Source organism: Pseudomonas sp. GW821-FHT10C09, from assembly GCF_059415465.1.
Map to the genome: position 1 here is coordinate 1 of NZ_JBWKNG010000044.1, position 18,800 is coordinate 18,800.

Annotated in this window: 14 protein-coding genes and 1 pseudogene; 8 read left to right on the forward strand and 7 right to left on the reverse strand. The window is 59.7% G+C overall.

The window, feature by feature from the left end; translation table 11 throughout:
• Nucleotides 1-97: 97 nt before the first annotated feature.
• Nucleotides 98-1,006, reverse strand: coding sequence for a DMT family transporter (locus AC07N8_RS28960; protein WP_493147134.1), 909 nt, complete (start codon nt 1,004-1,006; stop codon nt 98-100).
• Between the two features lie 156 nt (nt 1,007-1,162).
• On the opposite strand from AC07N8_RS28960, the gene aceK reads away from it, so the two are divergent.
• From aceK to AC07N8_RS28985, 5 genes are all read left to right on the forward strand, one after another.
• On the forward strand, nt 1,163-2,881 hold the full coding sequence (gene aceK, locus AC07N8_RS28965; protein WP_483840675.1) for a bifunctional isocitrate dehydrogenase kinase/phosphatase: 1,719 nt from the start codon (nt 1,163-1,165) through the stop codon (nt 2,879-2,881).
• A 190-nt stretch (nt 2,882-3,071) separates the two neighbouring features.
• Entirely contained in the window at nt 3,072-6,983 is a 3,912-nt protein-coding gene (hrpA, locus tag AC07N8_RS28970) for an ATP-dependent RNA helicase HrpA (RefSeq protein ID WP_493147137.1), read from the forward strand.
• 331 nt (nt 6,984-7,314) lie between these two features.
• Nucleotides 7,315-8,436: a beta-ketoacyl-ACP synthase III gene (locus AC07N8_RS28975; protein WP_483840677.1), complete on the forward strand. Its 1,122-nt coding sequence runs from the start codon at nt 7,315-7,317 to the stop codon at nt 8,434-8,436.
• A gap of 144 nt (nt 8,437-8,580) precedes the next feature.
• Complete coding sequence (locus AC07N8_RS28980) at nt 8,581-9,195, forward strand: RNA polymerase sigma factor (protein ID WP_483840678.1); 615 nt, start codon at nt 8,581-8,583, stop codon at nt 9,193-9,195.
• The gene (locus AC07N8_RS28985) at nt 9,189-9,425 is read left to right on the forward strand and encodes an anti-sigma factor family protein (RefSeq protein WP_483840679.1); all 237 of its coding nucleotides are present in this window, start codon (nt 9,189-9,191) and stop codon (nt 9,423-9,425) included. Before AC07N8_RS28980 ends, AC07N8_RS28985 begins: the two co-directional genes overlap by 7 nt.
• Nucleotides 9,426-9,560: 135 nt before the next feature.
• On the opposite strand, the gene AC07N8_RS28990 is transcribed toward AC07N8_RS28985, so the two are convergent.
• A complete protein-coding gene (locus AC07N8_RS28990; protein ID WP_483840680.1) occupies nt 9,561-10,892 on the reverse strand; it encodes a putative porin in 1,332 nt (443 codons plus the stop codon).
• 282 nt (nt 10,893-11,174) lie between these two features.
• Here AC07N8_RS28990 and AC07N8_RS28995 point away from each other — a divergent pair, with 282 nt between their 5' ends.
• Nucleotides 11,175-12,299: a GNAT family N-acetyltransferase gene (locus AC07N8_RS28995; protein ID WP_493147141.1), complete on the forward strand. Its 1,125-nt coding sequence runs from the start codon at nt 11,175-11,177 to the stop codon at nt 12,297-12,299.
• Between the two features lie 15 nt (nt 12,300-12,314).
• On the opposite strand, the gene aqpZ is transcribed toward AC07N8_RS28995, so the two are convergent.
• The 5 genes and pseudogenes from aqpZ to AC07N8_RS29020 all read right to left on the reverse strand — a co-directional run bounded on the left by aqpZ (nt 12,315) and on the right by AC07N8_RS29020 (nt 17,462).
• On the reverse strand, nt 12,315-13,013 hold the full coding sequence (gene aqpZ, locus AC07N8_RS29000) for an aquaporin Z (RefSeq protein WP_483840682.1): 699 nt from the start codon (nt 13,011-13,013) through the stop codon (nt 12,315-12,317).
• 226 nt (nt 13,014-13,239) lie between these two features.
• Nucleotides 13,240-15,072 carry an ABC transporter ATP-binding protein gene (locus AC07N8_RS29005; protein ID WP_123433950.1) on the reverse strand — a complete coding sequence of 611 codons (1,833 nt, stop codon included), beginning with the start codon at nt 15,070-15,072 and terminating at the stop codon, nt 13,240-13,242.
• 85 nt (nt 15,073-15,157) lie between these two features.
• Nucleotides 15,158-15,715 carry a peptidylprolyl isomerase gene (locus AC07N8_RS29010; protein WP_483840683.1) on the reverse strand — a complete coding sequence of 186 codons (558 nt, stop codon included), beginning with the start codon at nt 15,713-15,715 and terminating at the stop codon, nt 15,158-15,160.
• Between the two features lie 3 nt (nt 15,716-15,718).
• Nucleotides 15,719-16,524, reverse strand: a pseudogene (locus tag AC07N8_RS29015) (alpha/beta fold hydrolase).
• A 14-nt stretch (nt 16,525-16,538) separates the two neighbouring features.
• On the reverse strand, nt 16,539-17,462 hold the full coding sequence (locus AC07N8_RS29020) for a PA3225 family LysR-type transcriptional regulator (protein ID WP_483840684.1): 924 nt from the start codon (nt 17,460-17,462) through the stop codon (nt 16,539-16,541).
• Nucleotides 17,463-17,511: 49 nt separating this feature from the next.
• Between AC07N8_RS29020 and AC07N8_RS29025 the strand changes: the two genes are divergently transcribed.
• Both AC07N8_RS29025 and AC07N8_RS29030 read left to right on the forward strand, forming a co-directional pair.
• Nucleotides 17,512-17,826: a hypothetical protein gene (locus AC07N8_RS29025; protein ID WP_027925830.1), complete on the forward strand. Its 315-nt coding sequence runs from the start codon at nt 17,512-17,514 to the stop codon at nt 17,824-17,826.
• A 164-nt stretch (nt 17,827-17,990) separates the two neighbouring features.
• On the forward strand, nt 17,991-18,590 hold the full coding sequence (locus AC07N8_RS29030) for an FMN-dependent NADH-azoreductase (RefSeq protein ID WP_027925829.1): 600 nt from the start codon (nt 17,991-17,993) through the stop codon (nt 18,588-18,590).
• Nucleotides 18,591-18,800 lie beyond the last annotated feature (210 nt).

Here is an 18,800-nt window from a genome sequence, read left to right on the forward strand (position 1 = left end):
TCAACAGTCAGAATCGAGCCTAGTCCCTCCTCCTCCCTTCAAGTCCTACCATACAAGCGAGCCTGCTCGCGAAGGCGTCATCAGCAACACAGCCAATCTACTTGGCAGTCACCTCAGCCACTTTCACCACCGCCGGCTTCAACACCAGCCACAACGCCGCCGCAATCAACACCCCGCCATAGATATGCGCCATCGACAACGGCTCATCCAGCAACAACGCTCCCCACAACACCCCGAACGGCGGGATCAGGAAGGTCGTGGACATCGACCGCACCGGCCCGACCGAGCTGAGCAAGCGGAAGTAGATGATATACGCCAGCGCAGTACACACCAGCCCCAACCCCAGCAACGACAACCAGACATTCCAGCCGCCCCAGCTCGCCGGCGGTTGGCTGATCACGCTGTAGCCGAACAACGGCAACAGAAACAGCGTCGCCCCGAGCATGCTGCCCAGCGCGGACAAACGGCTGTCGAGACCGCCGGCCTGATCCAGCCAGCGGCGGGCGAGGAAACCGGCGAAGCCGTAACAGGTCGTGGCCATCAGGCAGGCGAGGGCGCCCATCAGCAATTGCAGGTCGAACGCAACCGGGCCGGCGCGGGTCAGCACGCCCACACCAAACAACCCGAGGAATACCCCGCCAAGCTTGGCGGCGGTGAGTCGTTCATGGAAGAACAACCCGCCGATCAACACGCCCATCAGTGGCGTGGTGGCGTTGAAAATGGCCGAGTACCCGGCCGGCAGCACCTGGGCGGCCACGGAATACAGGGTCGCCGGGATCCCGGAGTTGATCACCCCGAGCAGCATCACGGTCTTGAGTTTGCCTTTGAAGTCCCAGCTGATGCGCATCAGCCCGAGAATAATCAGCAGGCCGGTCGCAGCGATCGACACGCGGAAAAACGCCGTGGGGATTGTGCCAATCACGGGGGCGATGATGCGCATGAACAGAAAGCTCGCACCCCAAATGGCCGCCAATGACAGTAAACGGACGATATCGACGGGGTTCACGCTGCTCTCCTTCCTTTATGGGGACGAGAGTGTTGCCGAGTGCCAGATCGATGGCAACCGAAAAACGGGCAAATAACTGCAGTGAAAATTACGCTTCTCCTGCACCCGGTTCACTGGCTAAGCTCAGGGCTCACGAATTCCCGCAGAGGTCTCACCATGCCGCAGCAATGGCCAGCCGCCGATATCGCCCGAATGATCCTCGATGGCTTTGACGATTACCGCGAGCATTTCCGTCAGATCACCGACGGCGCGCGAGCCCGCTTCGAGCAGGCCCAGTGGCAGGAGACGCAAGTCGCGTCCGCCGCGCGGATCAATCTCTATGAAGAAAAAGTCAGTGAAACTGTGGAACGGCTGCGCGTCGCGTTCGACAGCGACACGCTGGACGTCAGTTGCTGGCCGCTGGTCAAGAGCGCGTACATCACGCTGATCGACCTGCGTTTCGACGATGAACTGTCCGAGACCTGGTACAACTCGATTTTCTGCGGTTTGTTCAGCCATGACCTGATCAGCGACGGCTGCATGTTTATCCACACCACGCGCCCAAGCCTGCGTCGGGCCCGCGCCGCACAAACCCGCACCTACAAACCTCAGGGTCAGTTGTCCGGCATGCTGGCGAGCATTTTTGCCGACTACCGTTTCAGTGAAGATTACGCTGACCTGGCCGGCGACCTGAGCCGCCTCGAAGCGCAACTGCGCGAGAACCTGCCGGACTGGGTGTGCAAGGACCCGGAGCTGAGCGTCGAGCTGTTTTCCTCGGTGCTCTACCGCAATAAAGGCGCGTACCTGGTCGGGCGCATCTACACCCGGGACGAGCAGTGGCCGCTGGTAATTCCGCTGCTGCACCGCGAAGGTCGCGGGATTCAGATCGATGCGCTGATTACCGATGAAGCGGACGTGTCGATCATCTTCTCGTTCACCCGCTCGTATTTCATGGTCGACGTGCCGGTGCCGGCGGAGTTCATCGGTTTCCTCAAGCGCATCCTGCCGGGCAAACACATCGCCGAGCTGTACACCTCGATCGGTTTCTACAAACACGGCAAGTCCGAGTTCTATCGGGCGCTGATCAATCACCTGGCCAACACCGACGACCAGTTCATCATGGCCCCCGGTGTGCGCGGCATGGTCATGAGCGTGTTTACCCTGCCGGGTTTCAACACCGTGTTCAAAATCATCAAGGATCGCTTCTCGCCGTCGAAGAACGTCGACCGCGCCACGGTGATCGAGAAATACCGCCTGGTTAAAAGTGTCGACCGCGTCGGGCGCATGGCCGACACCCAGGAGTTCGCCGATTTCCGTTTCCCGTTGAGCAAGTTCGACCCGGCGTGCCTGGAAGAATTACTCGAAGTGGCAGCCTCCACGGTGTCGGTCGAAGGCGACACCGTGCTGATCCGCCACTGCTGGACCGAACGGCGGATGACGCCGTTGAACCTGTACCTGGAAAACGCCAACGAGGCGCAGGTGCATGAGGCGCTGGAGGATTACGGCCTGGCGATCAAGCAACTGGCGGCGGCGAACATCTTTCCCGGCGACATGCTGCTGAAAAACTTCGGCGTCACCCGCCACGGTCGCGTGGTGTTTTATGACTATGACGAAATCTGCTTTTTGACCGAGGCCAACTTCCGCCACATCCCGCAACCGCGTACGCCGGAAGACGAGATGGCATCGGAGCCTTGGTATTCGATCGGGCCGCTGGATGTGTTTCCCGAGGAGTTTCCACCGTTTTTGTTTGCTGACTCGGGTCAGCGGCGCTTGTTTGATCAGTTGCATGGCGAGTTGTACAACGCCGATTACTGGAAAAGCCTGCAAGAGGCGATTCGGGCGGGGAAGATCATCGACGTGTTCCCGTATCGGCGCAAAGGCTTCGAAAACGAATAACCTCGTTTGGGCGACCACAAACCTGTAGGAGCCCGGCTTGCCGGCGATGGCGTCCGCAAGATCGCTATCGCCGGCAAGCCGGGCTCCTACAGGGAGCAGTGACCGTTCGAAAAATCGCAGCGCTCATTTGTACCGCCAAATCTGCGACAATCGCCCCCCTGCGCCACTAGACGACTGAATTGCGTACCCGATGACCGACGAATCGCCCTCCATCGACAAACTGCTGAAAAACCTCGATCACGCCATGCTCGCCGACCGCCACCGGCTGCGGCGGCAGTTGCTTGAGCTACGCAAGAAACCTGACGAGGCCAAGCTGGCCCTGTGGGTGACGCGCCTGCAGGCGTCCTGTGATCAGGTGTTGGCGCGGCGCGCCAGCCTGCCGGTGATTCGTTACGACGACAGTTTGCCGATCGCGGCCAAGCGCGACGAAATCAAAGCCGCGCTGCTCAAGCATCAGGTGCTGATCATCGCTGGCGAAACCGGCTCGGGTAAAACCACCCAGTTGCCGAAGATTTGCCTGGAAATCGGTCGCGGCCAGCATGGCCTGATCGGCCACACCCAGCCGCGTCGAATTGCGGCGCGCAGCGTGGCCAGCCGCGTTGCTGAAGAACTGGCGACGCCACTGGGCGCGCTGGTCGGTTATCAGGTGCGGTTCGAGGACCAGAGCGATTCCAACACCCTGATCAAACTGATGACCGACGGCATCCTGCTGGCGGAAACCCAGAACGACCGCTACCTCGAACGCTACGACACGATCATCGTCGACGAAGCCCACGAACGCAGCTTGAACATCGACTTCCTGCTCGGTTACCTGAAAACCCTGCTGCCGCGCCGTCCGGACCTGAAAGTCATCATCACCTCGGCCACCATCGACCTGGAGCGCTTCTCCAAGCACTTCGACGACGCACCGATTGTCGAAGTCTCCGGCCGCACCTTCCCGGTGGAAACCTGGTATCGCCCGCTGACGCTGGAGCAGGACGAAGAGGGCAACCGCGTCGAGGACGACTTGACCGTGGACCAGGCGATTCTCGCCACCCTCGACGAAATTGCCGCGTTCGAACGCAGCGAGCGCAAGAGCCCCGGCGATGTGCTGGTGTTCCTGCCCGGCGAGCGCGAAATTCGCGATGCTGCCGACATGCTGCGCAAGGCCCAGCTCAAACACACCGAAATCCTGCCGTTGTATGCGCGTCTGTCGCCGGCAGAGCAGCAGCGGATTTTCCAGTCGCACCCAGGACGTCGCGTGGTCCTGGCGACTAACGTCGCGGAAACCTCGCTGACGGTGCCGGGCATTCGTTACGTGATCGACAGCGGCACCGCGCGCATCAGCCGTTATAGCTACCGCGCCAAGGTCCAGCGCCTGCCCATCGAGGCGATTTCACAGGCCAGCGCCAACCAGCGTAAAGGTCGCTGCGGTCGGGTTGAGCCCGGCATCTGCATCCGCCTTTATGGCGAAGACGATTTCATGGGTCGTCCGGAATTTACCGACCCGGAAATCCTGCGCACCAACCTCGCCGCCGTTATTTTGCAGATGCTGCACCTGCGCCTTGGCGAGATTACCGATTTCCCGTTTATCGAACCGCCGGATGGCAAGGCCATCAGCGACGGTTTCAACCTGCTGCAAGAGCTTTCGGCGGTGGACCGCAACAGCCAGCTGACCCCGCTGGGGCGCAATCTGGCGCGCTTGCCGGTGGACCCGCGCATGGGCCGCATGCTGCTGGAGGCGGCGAAACTCGGCAGCTTGCAGGAAGTGCTGATCGTCGCCAGCGCCATGTCGATTCAAGACCCGCGCGAGCGTCCGCCGGAGCGTCAGCAGGCGGCTGATCAGGCTCACGCACAATGGAAGGACGTCGACTCGGACTTCGCCGGGTTGGTCAATCTGTGGCGCGGCTTTGAAGATCAACGCCAGGCGCTGACGGCGAGTCCGTTGCGCAATTGGTGCCGCAAGAATTTCCTCAATTACCTGCGGTTGCGCGAATGGCGCGACTCGCACCGTCAGTTGAGCCTGATCTGCCGCGACATGCAGCTGAGCATCAACAAAGAACCGGCGGATTACCCGAAACTGCACAAAGCCGTGCTCTCGGGCCTGCTCAGTCAGATCGGCCAGAAAACCGATGAAGGTGATTACCTGGGCGCCCGTCAGCGGCGTTTCTGGATTCACCCGTCATCCGGTTTGGGCAAGAAGCGCCCGCAATGGCTGATGACCGCCGAGCTGGTGGAAACCACCAAACTCTATGCGCGCATGGTCGCCAAGATCGATGCCGACTGGATCGAGCCGCTGGCCGGGCACCTGATCAAGAAAAACCACTTCGAACCGCATTGGGAGAAGAAGCGCGGTCAGGTTGTGGCCTTCGAGCAGATCACTTTGTTCGGACTGATCGTGGTTGGTCGCCGGCCCGTGCATTACGGGCCGATTGATCCGGTGGTGTCCCGTGAGTTTTTCATTCGTGAAGGGCTGGTGCGCGGCGAGATTCAGTCCAAGGCCAAATGCCTGACAGCCAACGCGCAACTGCTGGAACAACTCGACGAACTGGAAGCCAAGGCCCGTCGCCGTGACATTCTCGCCGACGAAGAAACCCTGTTCGCTTTCTACGATGCGCGATTGCCGGCGGAGATTCACCAGACCGCCACGTTCGACAGTTGGTACAAGGTCAACAGCCAGAAAGACCCGCAGCTGTTGATCATGCGCGAAGAAGACGTGCTGGCCCGCGAGGCTAGCGAAGTCACCGCCCTGCATTACCCGGACACTCTGCACATCGGTGATCTGGAGCTGTCGCTGAGTTACCACTTCGAGCCCAACCATCCACGCGATGGCGTGACCCTGCGCGTGCCGGCGCCGTTGCTGCCAATGTTGCCACCGGAACGTCTGGAGTGGCTGGTGCCGGGGGTGATCGAAGCCAAATGCATCGCGCTGGTGCGCAACCTGCCCAAGGCCTTGCGCAAGAATTTCGTGCCGGTGCCAGACTTCGTCAAAGCCGCGCTGCAACGCATGACCTTCGCCGAGGGTTCATTGCCGCAGGCGCTGGGCCGCGAATTGCTGCGCATGACCGGCGCGCGGGTCAGCGATGAGGCGTGGGCCGAAGCGTCACAACAGGTCGACAGCCATTTGCGAATGAACCTGGAAATCGTCGACGGCGAGGGCAAGTTCCTTGGCGAAGGGCGTGATCTGGCGGAACTGACCGCGCGTTTTGCTGAAGCGAGTCAGGCCGCATTGGCGGTACCGCAAACCGCGAAAAGCCAGCAACCGGTGGAGGCGAAAGTCTTTGCCGCGGTCGCTGAGAAAACCCAACAGAAGATTGCCGGGCTGTCGATGACGGTCTATCCGGCGCTGGTGGAAGAGGGCGGCACGGTCAAGGAAGGGCGTTTCTCGACGCCGGCCGAAGCCGAGTTCCAGCATCGTCGTGCATTGCAGCGTTTGCTGATGCAGCAACTGGCGGAACCGGCGAAATTCCTGCGCGGCAAGTTGCCGGGGCTGACCGAATTGGGCCTGATGTACCGCGACATGGGGCGCGTCGACAGTCTGGTGGAAGACATTCTGCTGGCCAGTCTCGACAGCTGCATTCTCGACGGTGAAGACCCGTTGCCACGCGATGGTGCCGGGCTGGCGGCGTTGGCCGAGCGCAAACGTGGCGGCTGGACTGAACACGCCGAGCGTCTGGCGAAGCTGACCCTGGAAATCCTCAAACTGTGGCATGGCCTGCAAAAACGCTTCAAGGGCAAGATCGACCTGGCGCAAGCCGTGGCCCTGAACGACATCAAGCAGCAGCTCAGTCACCTGGTGTATCCCGGTTTTGTCCGTGAAACGCCAATGGTGTGGCTCAAGGAACTGCCGCGTTACCTGAAAGCGGTCGAGCAGCGTTTCGAGAAGATCGGTGCTCAGGTGCAACGGGATCGGGTGTGGAGCGGCGAATTATCCGGCCTCTGGGCCCAATACCAGACCCGCGCCAGCAAACATGCCCAGGAAGGCAAGCGCGATCCGCAGCTGGAGCTGTATCGCTGGTGGCTGGAGGAATACCGGGTTTCGCTGTTTGCCCAGCAATTGGGGACCAAGGTGCCGATCTCCGATAAACGCCTGAATAAACAGTGGACCCAGGTCGAACCCTGAAACCGGGGCTCGCTACAAAACCTGTGGGAGCGAGCCTGCTCGCGAAGGCGGTGTGTCAGTCAACAATGATGTTGAAGCTGATGCCCTCTTCGCGAGCAGGCTCGCTCCCACATTTTAGGTACGCCGTTACTCGCGCAAAAGGCGCCAAAATCTAACGTTTATGGCAAACTTCGCGCCTATAAACGCCGGCCCCGCGGTTTTGAGCCCTTCAAGGTTCGGGCGGAACGGAATAAAGCGATGCCTGGTTGGCTTCCCGTGACGGGAACAGACCCTTTGTGTGTTGGTACGTCGGTGCCAATGCTTTCTGCCTGAACAGATTAGAGAAACGACCATGCATAACGTCGTCATCAGCGGCACCGGCCTGTACACCCCGGCCAACAGCATCTCCAACGAAGAGCTGGTGCAGTCCTTCAACGCCTACGTCGCGCAATTCAACGCCGACAACGCCGAGGCCATTGCCCGTGGCGAAATCGAAGCGTTGACCGAGTCCAGCGCTGCGTTTATCGAAAAAGCCTCCGGCATCAAAAGCCGCTTTGTCATGGACAAGGACGGCATTCTCGACCCGCAACGCATGGCGCCACGCCTGCCGGAGCGCTCGAACGACGAATGGTCGGTGCTTTGCCAAATGGCCATCGGCGCTGCCGAACAAGCCTTGCAGCGCGCCGGCAAGACTGCCGCGGACATCGACGGCGTGATCGTCGCCTGCTCCAACCTGCAACGCGCCTACCCGGCCATCGCCATCGAAGTCCAGGAAGCGCTGGGCATCCAGGGCTTCGGTTTCGACATGAACGTTGCCTGCTCCTCGGCAACCTTCGGCATCCAGGCCGCCACCAACAGCGTGCAACTGGGCCAGGCCCGGGCGATCCTGATGGTCAACCCGGAAGTCTGCACCGGTCACCTGAACTTCCGCGACCGCGACAGCCACTTCATCTTCGGTGACGCGGCCACCGCCGTGATCATCGAGCGTGCGGACCTGGCGACGTCCAAGTACCAGTTCGACATCGTCAGCACCAAACTGCTGACCAAGTTCTCCAACAACATCCGCAACAACTTCGGCTTCCTCAACCGCGCTGCGGAAGAGGGCATCGGTGCCAAGGACAAACTGTTCGTGCAGGAAGGCCGCAAGGTGTTCCGCGACGTGTGCCCGATGGTCGCCGAGCTGATCGCCACGCACCTGGATGAGAACAAGCTCAACATCGGTGACGTGAAGCGTTTCTGGCTGCACCAGGCCAACCTCAGCATGAACCACCTGATCGTCAAGAAACTGCTGGGTCGCGAGGCCACCGAAGAAGAGGCACCGGTGATTCTCGACACCTACGCCAACACCAGCTCCGCCGGGTCGGTGATCGCTTTTCACAAGAATCAGGATGATCTGGCCGCCGGCTCGCTGGCCGTGCTCAGTTCGTTTGGCGCCGGTTACTCGATTGGCAGCGTGATTCTGCGCAAGCGTTGAGCCACACCTTTTTCCGTTGGATAGTTGGGACGTTTCCTACAGTCGAAACCGTCAGGACACTGTAGCTTTCGGAAATAACGGCAGGACTGCGCCGCGGGCGGAGTCCTGCCGTCGTCATTTTCGAAGTCAGAACAAGGGGATTGATTGATGGCGGCTGACGATTCGCAACTGCTTGAGCGATTACTGGCCGGCGAGCAAAAGGCATTCAAGGAATTAGTCAGCACTTACCAGAGCGCCATGCGCGCGGTGGCCTACGCGATTGTGGGCAGCCGGCATGCCGACGAAATCGTTCAGGATGCGTGGCTGTCGGTGGTGCGTAACTTGAGCAAATTCGAGGCGAGGTCGAGCCTCAAGACCTGGTTGCTGACCATTACCGCGAATGCGGCAAAAGGTCGATACAAACAAAACCGTCGCGAAGTGCTCCTCGATGACCTGCCGTCGCCCCACGGGACCATCGATGACGATCGTTTCTCGTCCGCTGATGGTCATTGGCTGGTGGCGCCGTTTGCCTGGCACCAGGACACGCCGGAAGCGCTACTGACCGAAAACGAGCTGCGCGAATGCCTGGAACACACGCTGCTCAGCCTGTCGGAACTGCAAAGCAGTGTGTTATTACTTCGCGAGCGTCAGGGGCTTGAGCTGGAAGAGATCTGTAATCTTCTGGAAATCTCGCTCTCCAATGTTCGTGTGCTGCTGCATCGGGCACGGTTGAAGGTCTTTGCGACCGTAGAACATTTTGAGGAAACCGGCGAATGCTGACCTGTAAGGAACAAGTGGCACGTTCCAGCGATTATCTTGACGGGCAGTTGAGTTTTCGTGAGCGGCTGATGGTGCGTCATCACCTGATGTTCTGCCCTAATTGCCGGCGGTTCATTCGTCAGATGCGGGTGATGCAGGCGACATTGCGCGCCATGCCCGAGGACGCCGTGCCGGACGCTGATACGCTGGCCGAACGTCTGGCTGCCGAACGTCGCAAGGACATTCCGTAGCAGCGGGGATGGGGGGCGGGGGTCAAGAAACAGGCTCGCGTGGATGAATCGAACGGATGATGGGGATCAACCCATCCACGCCAGACTGTAAAAGCAACCCGGGCTTCCTTGCCCGAGTCGTGTAGCGGGGGTAAATCAGAACTTCGCTTCAGCATCCAGTTGCAGGGTGTTGATGTCCGAATCTTTCTTGTTGATGCTGGCGTTGGTCTGGTCAGACGTTGCCATGAAGTACGTCGCGCCCAGGTTGAAGTTCTTGTCCAACTCGTAGCTCACTTTCAACTTGCTGCCGCGCGAACCGGTGAAACCGTTGGCGAAGTCGGAGTCGGTGAAGGCGCCGACTACCGAGTTACGCTGTACATCGCGGTAGTTGTAGTCCACTGCGAAGCCGTAGAGCTTGGTCTTGACGCCGGTCAACCAGCCAGTGTCCTGGTCGTTGCTCGCGTCTTTGTTGTTGACGTACTGACCGTACAGCGAGAGCGGTACTGGCAGGTTGTTGATGTCGAGCTGACCAAAGCCTTCATACAGTTTGAAACGTTCGTTCGGGCTGTTGCCGTTGACGGCCAGGGCGCAGGGCGCGGTGACGGTGCCGGTGGTAGGGCAGGCGCTGTTCGCGTCGTTGTCGTAGGAATAGATACTGCCGCCCAAGGTCATTTTCAGGCTGTCGGTGATGGCAAAGCGCGCACCCAACTGGCCAGCGTACAGACGCAGGTCGTGTTTGAACTGCACGCCTTCGCCGTCGACGTTGTCCTTGAGGGTGTAGTGACCGGCGCTACCGAACAGTTCGGTGCTGCCGCTCAGCGGGTACTTGTAGGATGCGGACAGGCCTTCCGGGTTGATGTCGCTATCCCAGATGATGTCGCCCATGCTCACCCATTGTTGTGGCATCTTGCCGCCAACGAGGTGCAGGTTCTTGATCGCGTCCGGGTGGTAGTCGACGTAACCCTGGTCCAGCCAGATCTGCTTCTTGTCGAAGTAGTTGTTCAGGTCCTGGTTGGTGGAGCGCGCGTCGTCGTTGCTGCCGGTGGCGATACGGATACCGGTGTCGACTTGCGGGTTGATTTCGCTGTAGGCACCCAGTCGGGCACGAATGCGCTGGCGATCCTGGTCTTTGTTGTTTGGAACGCCATCGTTGTGGACGGTTTCTTCACGGAAACGAACGTCACCCTTGAACTGGGTCTTGGCGGCCCATGCCAGTTTCTGGTCGAAGGCACTCAGCGTGTCGGTTTTCTTCGCAGTTTGTGCGATCTGCTCGTTGGTCTCTTGCTGAGCCTGACGGGCGATTTGCTGGTCTTTCTGATCCCGGGCCAGTTCGGCTTGCAGCTCGCCGTACTGTGCGTTGGTAATCGAGCCGTTAGCCTTGAGCATGTCGAGCAGTTTGGCGTCGACTGCAGCGCTGGCCGGAACGCTCATGGCCAGCAGTAGCCCGCCACACAGGGCCGCCGCAGTTTTCGTGGAAGCAAGACGCATATCAATCTCCGAAGATGAGAGTGGATGACTGAGCCATCCAGGGCACAACCGACCATTGATGGACGGAAAACAGTGGCCGGGTAATAACCAGGCGCTCTAAAAACAGGCGCCAGTATCGCGATGGTTTATGACAGGGCAGTGGCAAAGTGATGGCGTCTTGATGACGATACAAAGGCTGTTTGAACTTTTTCTTCGCGGGCCTGTCGGCGAAACGCGGGTGTGGAATGGCTGGCGATAGGCGATACTCGCGAGGCTTTCACGCAAGAAGTGGAGAGGAAGTTGATGCCGCTGCAACGATTGGAAAATCTGTCCGAAATCGCACCGCATACCTGGGATGCGCTCGTTCCTGAGAGTCAGCCTTTTCTGCGCCATGCCTTCCTCAGTGCCCTGGAGGACAGCGGCAGTGTCGGCCCGCATTCCGGCTGGCAGCCCGAGCATTTGTTGCACGTCGAGGGTGATCGGCTGATCGCCGCGTTGCCCAGTTACCGCAAGTGGCATTCTTATGGCGAGTACGTGTTCGACCACGCCTGGGCCGATGCCTGCGAGCGCGCCGGCATCGACTACTACCCCAAATTATTGACCGCCGTGCCCTTCAGTCCGGTGAGTGGTCCGCGGTTGCTGGCGGCCAGCGTCGAGGACGGTTTCGAGTTACTCAACAGCCTGCCGGGCTATCTTGAGATCGAAGGGCTTTCCAGTGCGCACATCAACTTCACTGACCCGTTTACCGACGCTGCATTGAGCGAACAGCCAGGCTGGCTGCAGCGCATTGGCTGTCAATATCATTGGCAGAATCGCGGCTACCGGGACTTCCAGGACTTCCTCGACGCTCTCAGTTCACGCAAGCGCAAGCAGATGCGCAAAGAGCGTGAGCAAGTGGCGGGGCAGGGCATTGATTTCGAATGGCTCGAAGGTCGGCAGCTGGATCAGGCGCAGTGGGATTTCGTCTATGCCTGCTACGCCAATACTTACGCGGTGCGTCGGCAAAGGCCTTATTTGACGCGCGAATTCTTCAGCCTGCTGGCCGAACGCATGCCGGAGTCGATTCGCGTGGTGCTGGCCAAGCAAGGCTCACGGCCGGTGGCCATGGCCTTCAGCCTGGTGGGTGGCGACAGTTTTTATGGTCGTTACTGGGGCTGCCTGGCGGAGTTTGATCGCCTGCATTTCGAGACCTGTTTCTATCAGGGCATGGACTATGCGATTGCCAACGGCTTCCAGCGATTCGACGCCGGTGCCCAGGGCGAACACAAGCTGATTCGCGGGTTTGAACCGGTAATCACGCATTCCTGGCACTACCTGCGGCATCCCGGTCTGAAAGCAGCAGTCAAAGACTTCCTCGAGCAAGAGCGTGTCGGCGTGCTGGCCTATGCCGAAGAGGCGAGGACCGCCTTGCCTTATCGGCAAGACTGATCCTCGTCCGGGGCCTTAAGCGTCTTCTTTGCCCAGCCAGCGATAAACCACGCCGCCAATTACCGCACCGAGCAGCGGCGCAACCCAGAACATCCACAGTTGTTGAATCGCCCAGCCTCCGACAATCAGGGCCGGGCCGGTGCTGCGAGCCGGGTTGACCGAGGTGTTGGTGACTGGAATCGAGATCAGGTGGATCAGAGTCAGTGCCAGGCCGATGGCGATGGGCGCAAGTCCGGCCGGGGCACGCTTGTCGGTGGCACCGAGGATGATCAGGATGAACATCGCCGTCATCACCAGTTCACAGACAAACCCTGCTGCCATGGAGTAGCCGCCGGGAGAGTGTTCGCCATAACCGTTGGAAGCCAAGCCCCCGGCCAGGTCGAAGCCGGGTTTGCCGCTGGCAATGAAGTACAGCAACGCGGCTGCAATCACTGCGCCGATTACCTGGGCAATGATGTAGGCCGGCAGTTCCTTGGCCGGGAACCGTCCGCCGACCACCAGGCCCAGCGACACTGCCGGGTTGAGGTGACAACCGGAGATATGGCCGATGGCGAACGCCATGGTCAGCACCGTCAAACCAAACGCCAGGGACACCCCCAGCAAACCGATCCCCACATTCGGGAAGGCAGCGGCCAGTACCGCACTGCCACAGCCTCCTAACACTAACCAGAACGTGCCTACTAACTCTGTCGCAGAACGTTTGAATAGAGACATGAGAGCGTGTCCTTTCGAGGTTTTACTGCCTATCGCATCCAGTAGATGGACTGCAGAACCATCTCCAGAAACCTTGGCTGAGTACAGCAGGGTTTTTTGAGAATTCCAGTGCCCATAAAAAACCGCCAGAGCCCGTGGTTGAGAGGCTGTGGCGGTTTTAGGCGTGTAAAAGATCCCTGTGGGAGCGAGCCTGCACGCTCCCACATGGGGTTGGGGTGATTGCGGGTTAATCGATTCCTACGAAACCGCCGGTCTGGTGCTGCCACAGTCGTGCATACAACCCACCATGGGCCAACAGTTCGGCGTGGGTGCCGGTTTCGGCGATCCTGCCGTTTTCCAGCACCACCAACCGATCCATCCGGGCGATGGTTGAAAGCCGGTGGGCAATGGCGATCACGGTTTTGCCCTGCATCAGGGTTTCCAGGCTTTCCTGGATCGCCGCTTCGACTTCAGAGTCGAGGGCTGACGTGGCCTCGTCCATGATCAGGATCGGTGCATCCTTGAGCAGCACCCGGGCAATCGCAATCCGCTGGCGCTGGCCACCGGAGAGTTTCACTCCGCGCTCACCGACATGCGCATCAAAACCGGTGCGGCCTTCGGCGTCGGACAGTAACGGAATGAACTCGTCGGCACGGGCCTTGTGCACCGCTTCCCAGAGTTCGGCGTCGGTGGCGTCGGGTTTGCCGTACAGCAAATTGTCGCGGATCGAACGGTGCAGCAGCGACGTGTCCTGGGTGATCATGCCGATACGCTCGCGCAGGCTTTCCTGGCCGACGTCGGCAATGTTCTGGCCGTCGATGAGGATTCGCCCGCCCTCCACGTCATACAGGCGCAGCAGCAGATTGACCAAAGTCGATTTGCCAGCACCGGACGGACCGATCAGGCCGATCTTTTCACCGGCCTTGATGTTCAGGTTGAGGTCGCCAATTATCCCGCTCTTCTTGCCGTAGTGGAAATCCACGTGCTCGAAACGCACTTCGCCGCGAGCGACGGCCAGCGGTTTGGCTTGATCGCGATCGGTCACGCTGACCGGTTGCGAGATGGTCTGCAAACCGTCCTGGACCATGCCGATGTTTTCGAAGATGCCGGTGACCACCCACATGATCCAGCCGGACATGTTGACGATGCGGATCACCAGGCCAGTGGCCAGGGCAATCGCGCCCACGGTGATCAGCGACTGCGTCCACAGCCACAGGGCCAGGCCGGTGGTGGTGACGATCAGCAGGCCGTTCATGCTGGTGATGACCACGTCCATGCTGGTGACCACGCGGCCAGCCAGTTGGGCCTTTACCGTCTGCTCTTCGATGGCTTCCTTGGCGTACTGCTGTTCGAAATTGGTGTGGGCGAACAGCTTCAGCGTGGTGATGTTGGTGTAGCCGTCGACGATCCGCCCCATGAGTTTGGAGCGCGCATCGGACGACACCACCGAACGCTCTTTAACCCGTGGCACGAAGTAGTAGAGCGCACCCATGTACGCGGCGATCCAACTCAGCAACGGGATCATCAGGCGCCAGTCGGCCTCGGCAAACAGCACCAGCGAACTGATCGCGTAGATCAGCACGTGCCAGAGCGCGTCCACCGCTTGCACCGCTGAATCACGCAACGAGTTGCCGGTCTGCATGATGCGTTGGGCGATGCGCCCGGCGAAGTCGTTCTGGAAGAAGTTGAGGCTCTGTTTGAGTACGTAACTGTGGTTCTGCCAGCGGATCATGCTGGTCATGCTGGGGCTCAGGGTCTGGTGCACCAGCAAGTCGTGCAGGCCAACGAACACCGGGCGCAGGATCAGCGCCACCACTGCCATCCAGGCCAGCTCGATACCGTGTTCCTTGAAGAAATTGACGTTGGGCGTGCCTTGGGCGAGGTCGATGATGCGGCTCAGGTAACTGAACAGCGCCACTTCGATCAGCGCGCCGAAGAGGCCGACGATCAGCAGGGCGGCGAAACTCGGCCAGACCTGCTTCAGGTAATAGGTATAGAAAGGGAGAACCCGATCCGGCGGAGCCGCCGTCGGTGCATCACGAAAGACGTCGATCAGTTTTTCAAAACGGCGATAAAGCATCAGTTCTCCGCCCGCGCACGGGCTCTCCTTTGAACAGTGTGAGCGGTGCCGCGGGACGGCAACCGCTCAAGACTTCCTGTGAAGCTTAGTTGATGACCTTGGCCGACTTGATGAATACAGGATCGGCGGGCACGTCTTTCATGCCGCTTTTGGTAGTGGTCTGGGTATTGACGATGATGTCTACCACGTCCATGCCTTTCACGACTTTACCGAACACGGCGTAGCCGTCACCCTGGTCAAGGAAATCGTTGTCCTTGACGTTGACGAAGAACTGGCTGGTGGCCGAATCCGGATCGGAGGTACGCGCCATGGACAGCGTGCCACGGACGTTATGCAGGCCGTTTTTCGATTCGTTCTTGATCGGCGCTTCGGTCGGTTTTTGCTGCATTTGTTGAGTGAAACCGCCGCCCTGGATCATGAAGCCCGGAATGACGCGGTGGAAAATGGTGTTGTTGTAGAAGCCACTGTTCACGTACTTCAGAAAGTTTTCAGTGCTTTTTGGCGCCTTGACCGGGTCCAGTTCGATTTCGATCTGGCCGTTGGTGGTGTCCAGCAAGACGTGCGGTGCCTTGGCTGGCGTGGCAGCCATCAGGTTGGCGGCAAACAGAACGGAACCGGCGACGAGGGCGATTTTTTTCAGCATGGGTCAGTGATCCTGATTGGGGTGGTATCGACTGCGGTGAGAAACTCGAGCAGTGTTTGGTTGAAGCGTTCGGGTTGGTCCAGCGGGGTGGCGTGGCGCGAATCGGCGATCACCACCAGCCGCGCATCGGGCAGCAGTTTTACATAGGTTTCCTTCAGCGCCACCGGCGTGTAATCACGGTCGGCGCTGACGATGAGGGTTGGACAGGCAACCTTCGAAAGTCGTTCCTGAACCCCCCAGCCAACGATGGCATCGAAGCTGGCGAGATAAGCATGTTTGTCGTTTTTTGCCCAGCGCTCAGCCATCTTTTGACGCAAATCAGCCTGCTCCGGATTCGGGAACAGCTTGCCGCCGAGGGCCTTGCCGATGGTGCCCAGGCTGAGGGCGCGCATCAGGCTCCAGCGTTTGAACCACTGCCAGTAATCGTCGCGACTGCGCAACTTGACCTCTGGCGCGCTGTTGACGATGGTCAGGCTCTTGAGCAATTGCGGCTGGTCCACGGCCAGTTGAAAACCGATCATGCCGCCCATCGACAGCCCCACGTAATGCACCGGGCCGAGGTTCAAATGCTCGATCAGCGCGACCAGGTCGGCACTGAAACCGGCAATGCTGTAGCGCTCGCGGGGTTTGTCGGAGCGACCGTGGCCGCGCACATCCGGGACGATCACCCGGTAGCGAGTGGACAGCGCCGGGATCTGCATTTCCCAGTCCAGCGTGCTGGACCCCAACCCATGGACCAGGAGCAATGGCGTGCCATGGCCATATTCCTCGTAGTGCAGGTTGCAACCTTCATGTTCGAAATAGGCCATGCATTCACTCCTTGTCAGGCTTGTTCAGGGGCGGCGAAAGGCGCGTCCAGTGGTGCGGTGTCGAAAGTGCGCAGCAGCTCGATGAGAATCTGCGTCGCCGGTCCCAAGGGTTTGTCCTTGTTCGAATACAGGTAAAAGCTCGGATTGCGACTGCCGCCCTGATCCAACGGTAGCAGCTTGAGCGTGCCTTCCTTGAGTTCCCGTTCAATCATGTGCCGTGGCAGCCAGGCGAACCCCAGGCCGCTGCTGACAAACGTCGCGGCGGTGGCCAGGCTGCCGACGGTCCAGCGCTGTTCGGCGCCGAGCCAGCCGACGTCGCGCGGCTGCTGCCGGCCGGAGTCACGGATCACCACTTGCATCTGGCTTTCCAGGTCCTGGAAATTCAGTTCGCGGTTGAGGCGGTGCAGCGCATGGTCGGGGTGGGCGACCGCGACGAATTCGACGTCGCTCAACTCCGCACCCAAATAGCCTGGAATGCTCAGGCCGGTGATCGCGAGGTCGGCCACGCCTTCGAGCAGGACTTCCTCCACCCCCGACAGCACCTCTTCACGCAGGCGAACACGGCAGCCGCGACTTTGCGGCATGAACGCGGTCAAGGCGCGCACGAGGCGAGCGCTCGGGTACGCCGCGTCGACCACCAGCCGCACTTCGGCTTCCCAGCCTTGTTCCATGTGATGGGCCAGGTCTTCCAGTTGGCTGGCCTGTTTCACCAGTTGCCGCGAGCGGCGCAGCAATACGCCACCGGCTTCGGTGAGCACGGCTTTACGACCGTCGATGCGCAACAGCGGCACGCCGAGCTGGTCCTGCATGCGCGCGACGGTGTAGCTCACCGACGATTGCGAACGGTGCAGCGCTTCGGCGGCCTGGGCGAAACCACCGTGGTCGACCACGGCCTGCAATGTTCGCCATTGATCAAGGGTCACGCGGGGCGCTTTCATGAATAGCTCCTCTTGTCCTAAGCTGGCAGCCCTTTATGGAGACTGCTGAATGAATAAATTCTGTTGTGTGCTGCTGGCGATGCTGCCGCTGACGGCATTTGCTTATCCGATCGATGTGCAGAAAGACCTCAATGGCTTGAAAGTCGACTATGAGACTTTCGACACGGATAACGACATCGGCTCCATCCGGGTGGCTAACTACGGCGATGTCGATGTCAGCTGCAAGGCCGTGTTCATCAATGGCCCGGAAGCGCCACGTACCCGCAAGATCGATGTACCGGCGGGCAAGCATAAAAATGCTACCGCGAAGTTCACCCGCAGCATCATCAAGCTGCGTATCGAGCTGACCTGCACCCCGAAATAACGCTTTGTTCCTGTGTGGGGCTGTCTCACCCCCACAGGGTATGCTCAGCTTATAAACGAATTTATTGATGGGTTATAGCAGTTATTTGCGCTTTTTCATCGATATGACTCTGTTTAACCTCCACTCCATCGCCTTACAGCATTCTCAGATGGAGCCTACATCCCATGTCACGCGTTCTGATCATCGAAAGCAGCGCCCGTCAGCAAGACTCGGTTTCCCGTCAACTGACCCAGACCTTCATCAGCCAATGGAAAGCCGCGCATCCGGCCGATCAGATCACCGTGCGTGACCTGGCCGTCAATCCGGTGCCGCACCTGGACATCAACCTGCTGGGCGGCTGGATGAAACCGGCCGAGCAACGCAGCGACATCGAACAGGCTTCGCTGGAACGCTCCAACCAGTTGACCGATGAGTTGCTGGCCGCCGACGTGCTGGTCATGGCTGCACCGATGTACAACTTCGCCATCCCCAGCACGCTCAAAGCCTGGCTCGATCATGTGCTGCGTGCCGGCGTGACCTTCAAGTACACCGACACCGGCCCGCAAGGCCTGCTCAGCGGCAAGCGTGCCTACGTGCTGACCGCTCGCGGCGGGATCTACGCCGGTAGCACGGCAGACCACCAGGAACCGTACCTGCGTCAGGTCATGGCGTTCATTGGCATCCACGACGTGACGTTCATTCACGCCGAAGGCATGAACCTGGGCGGTGACTTCCAGGAGAAGGGCCTGAACCAGGCCAACGCCAAGCTTGCCCAGGTCGCCTGAGCCTTTAATCGCCAGATAATCCCTTGATGTTCAAGTGACCTGGCGCAACCCCTTCAAGGCTTTACGCGCAACGAACCTCCCTTTGCACTTGTTGCTCCTGAGTGCTGTCGCCCGATTGAACGCTTTAGCGAGATCGGGCTTTTTTTTGGTTCTTCACGGATTACCGGGAAAGACGCTCTTGATCTTCATGAAAAAGAATTCGCTATCCCG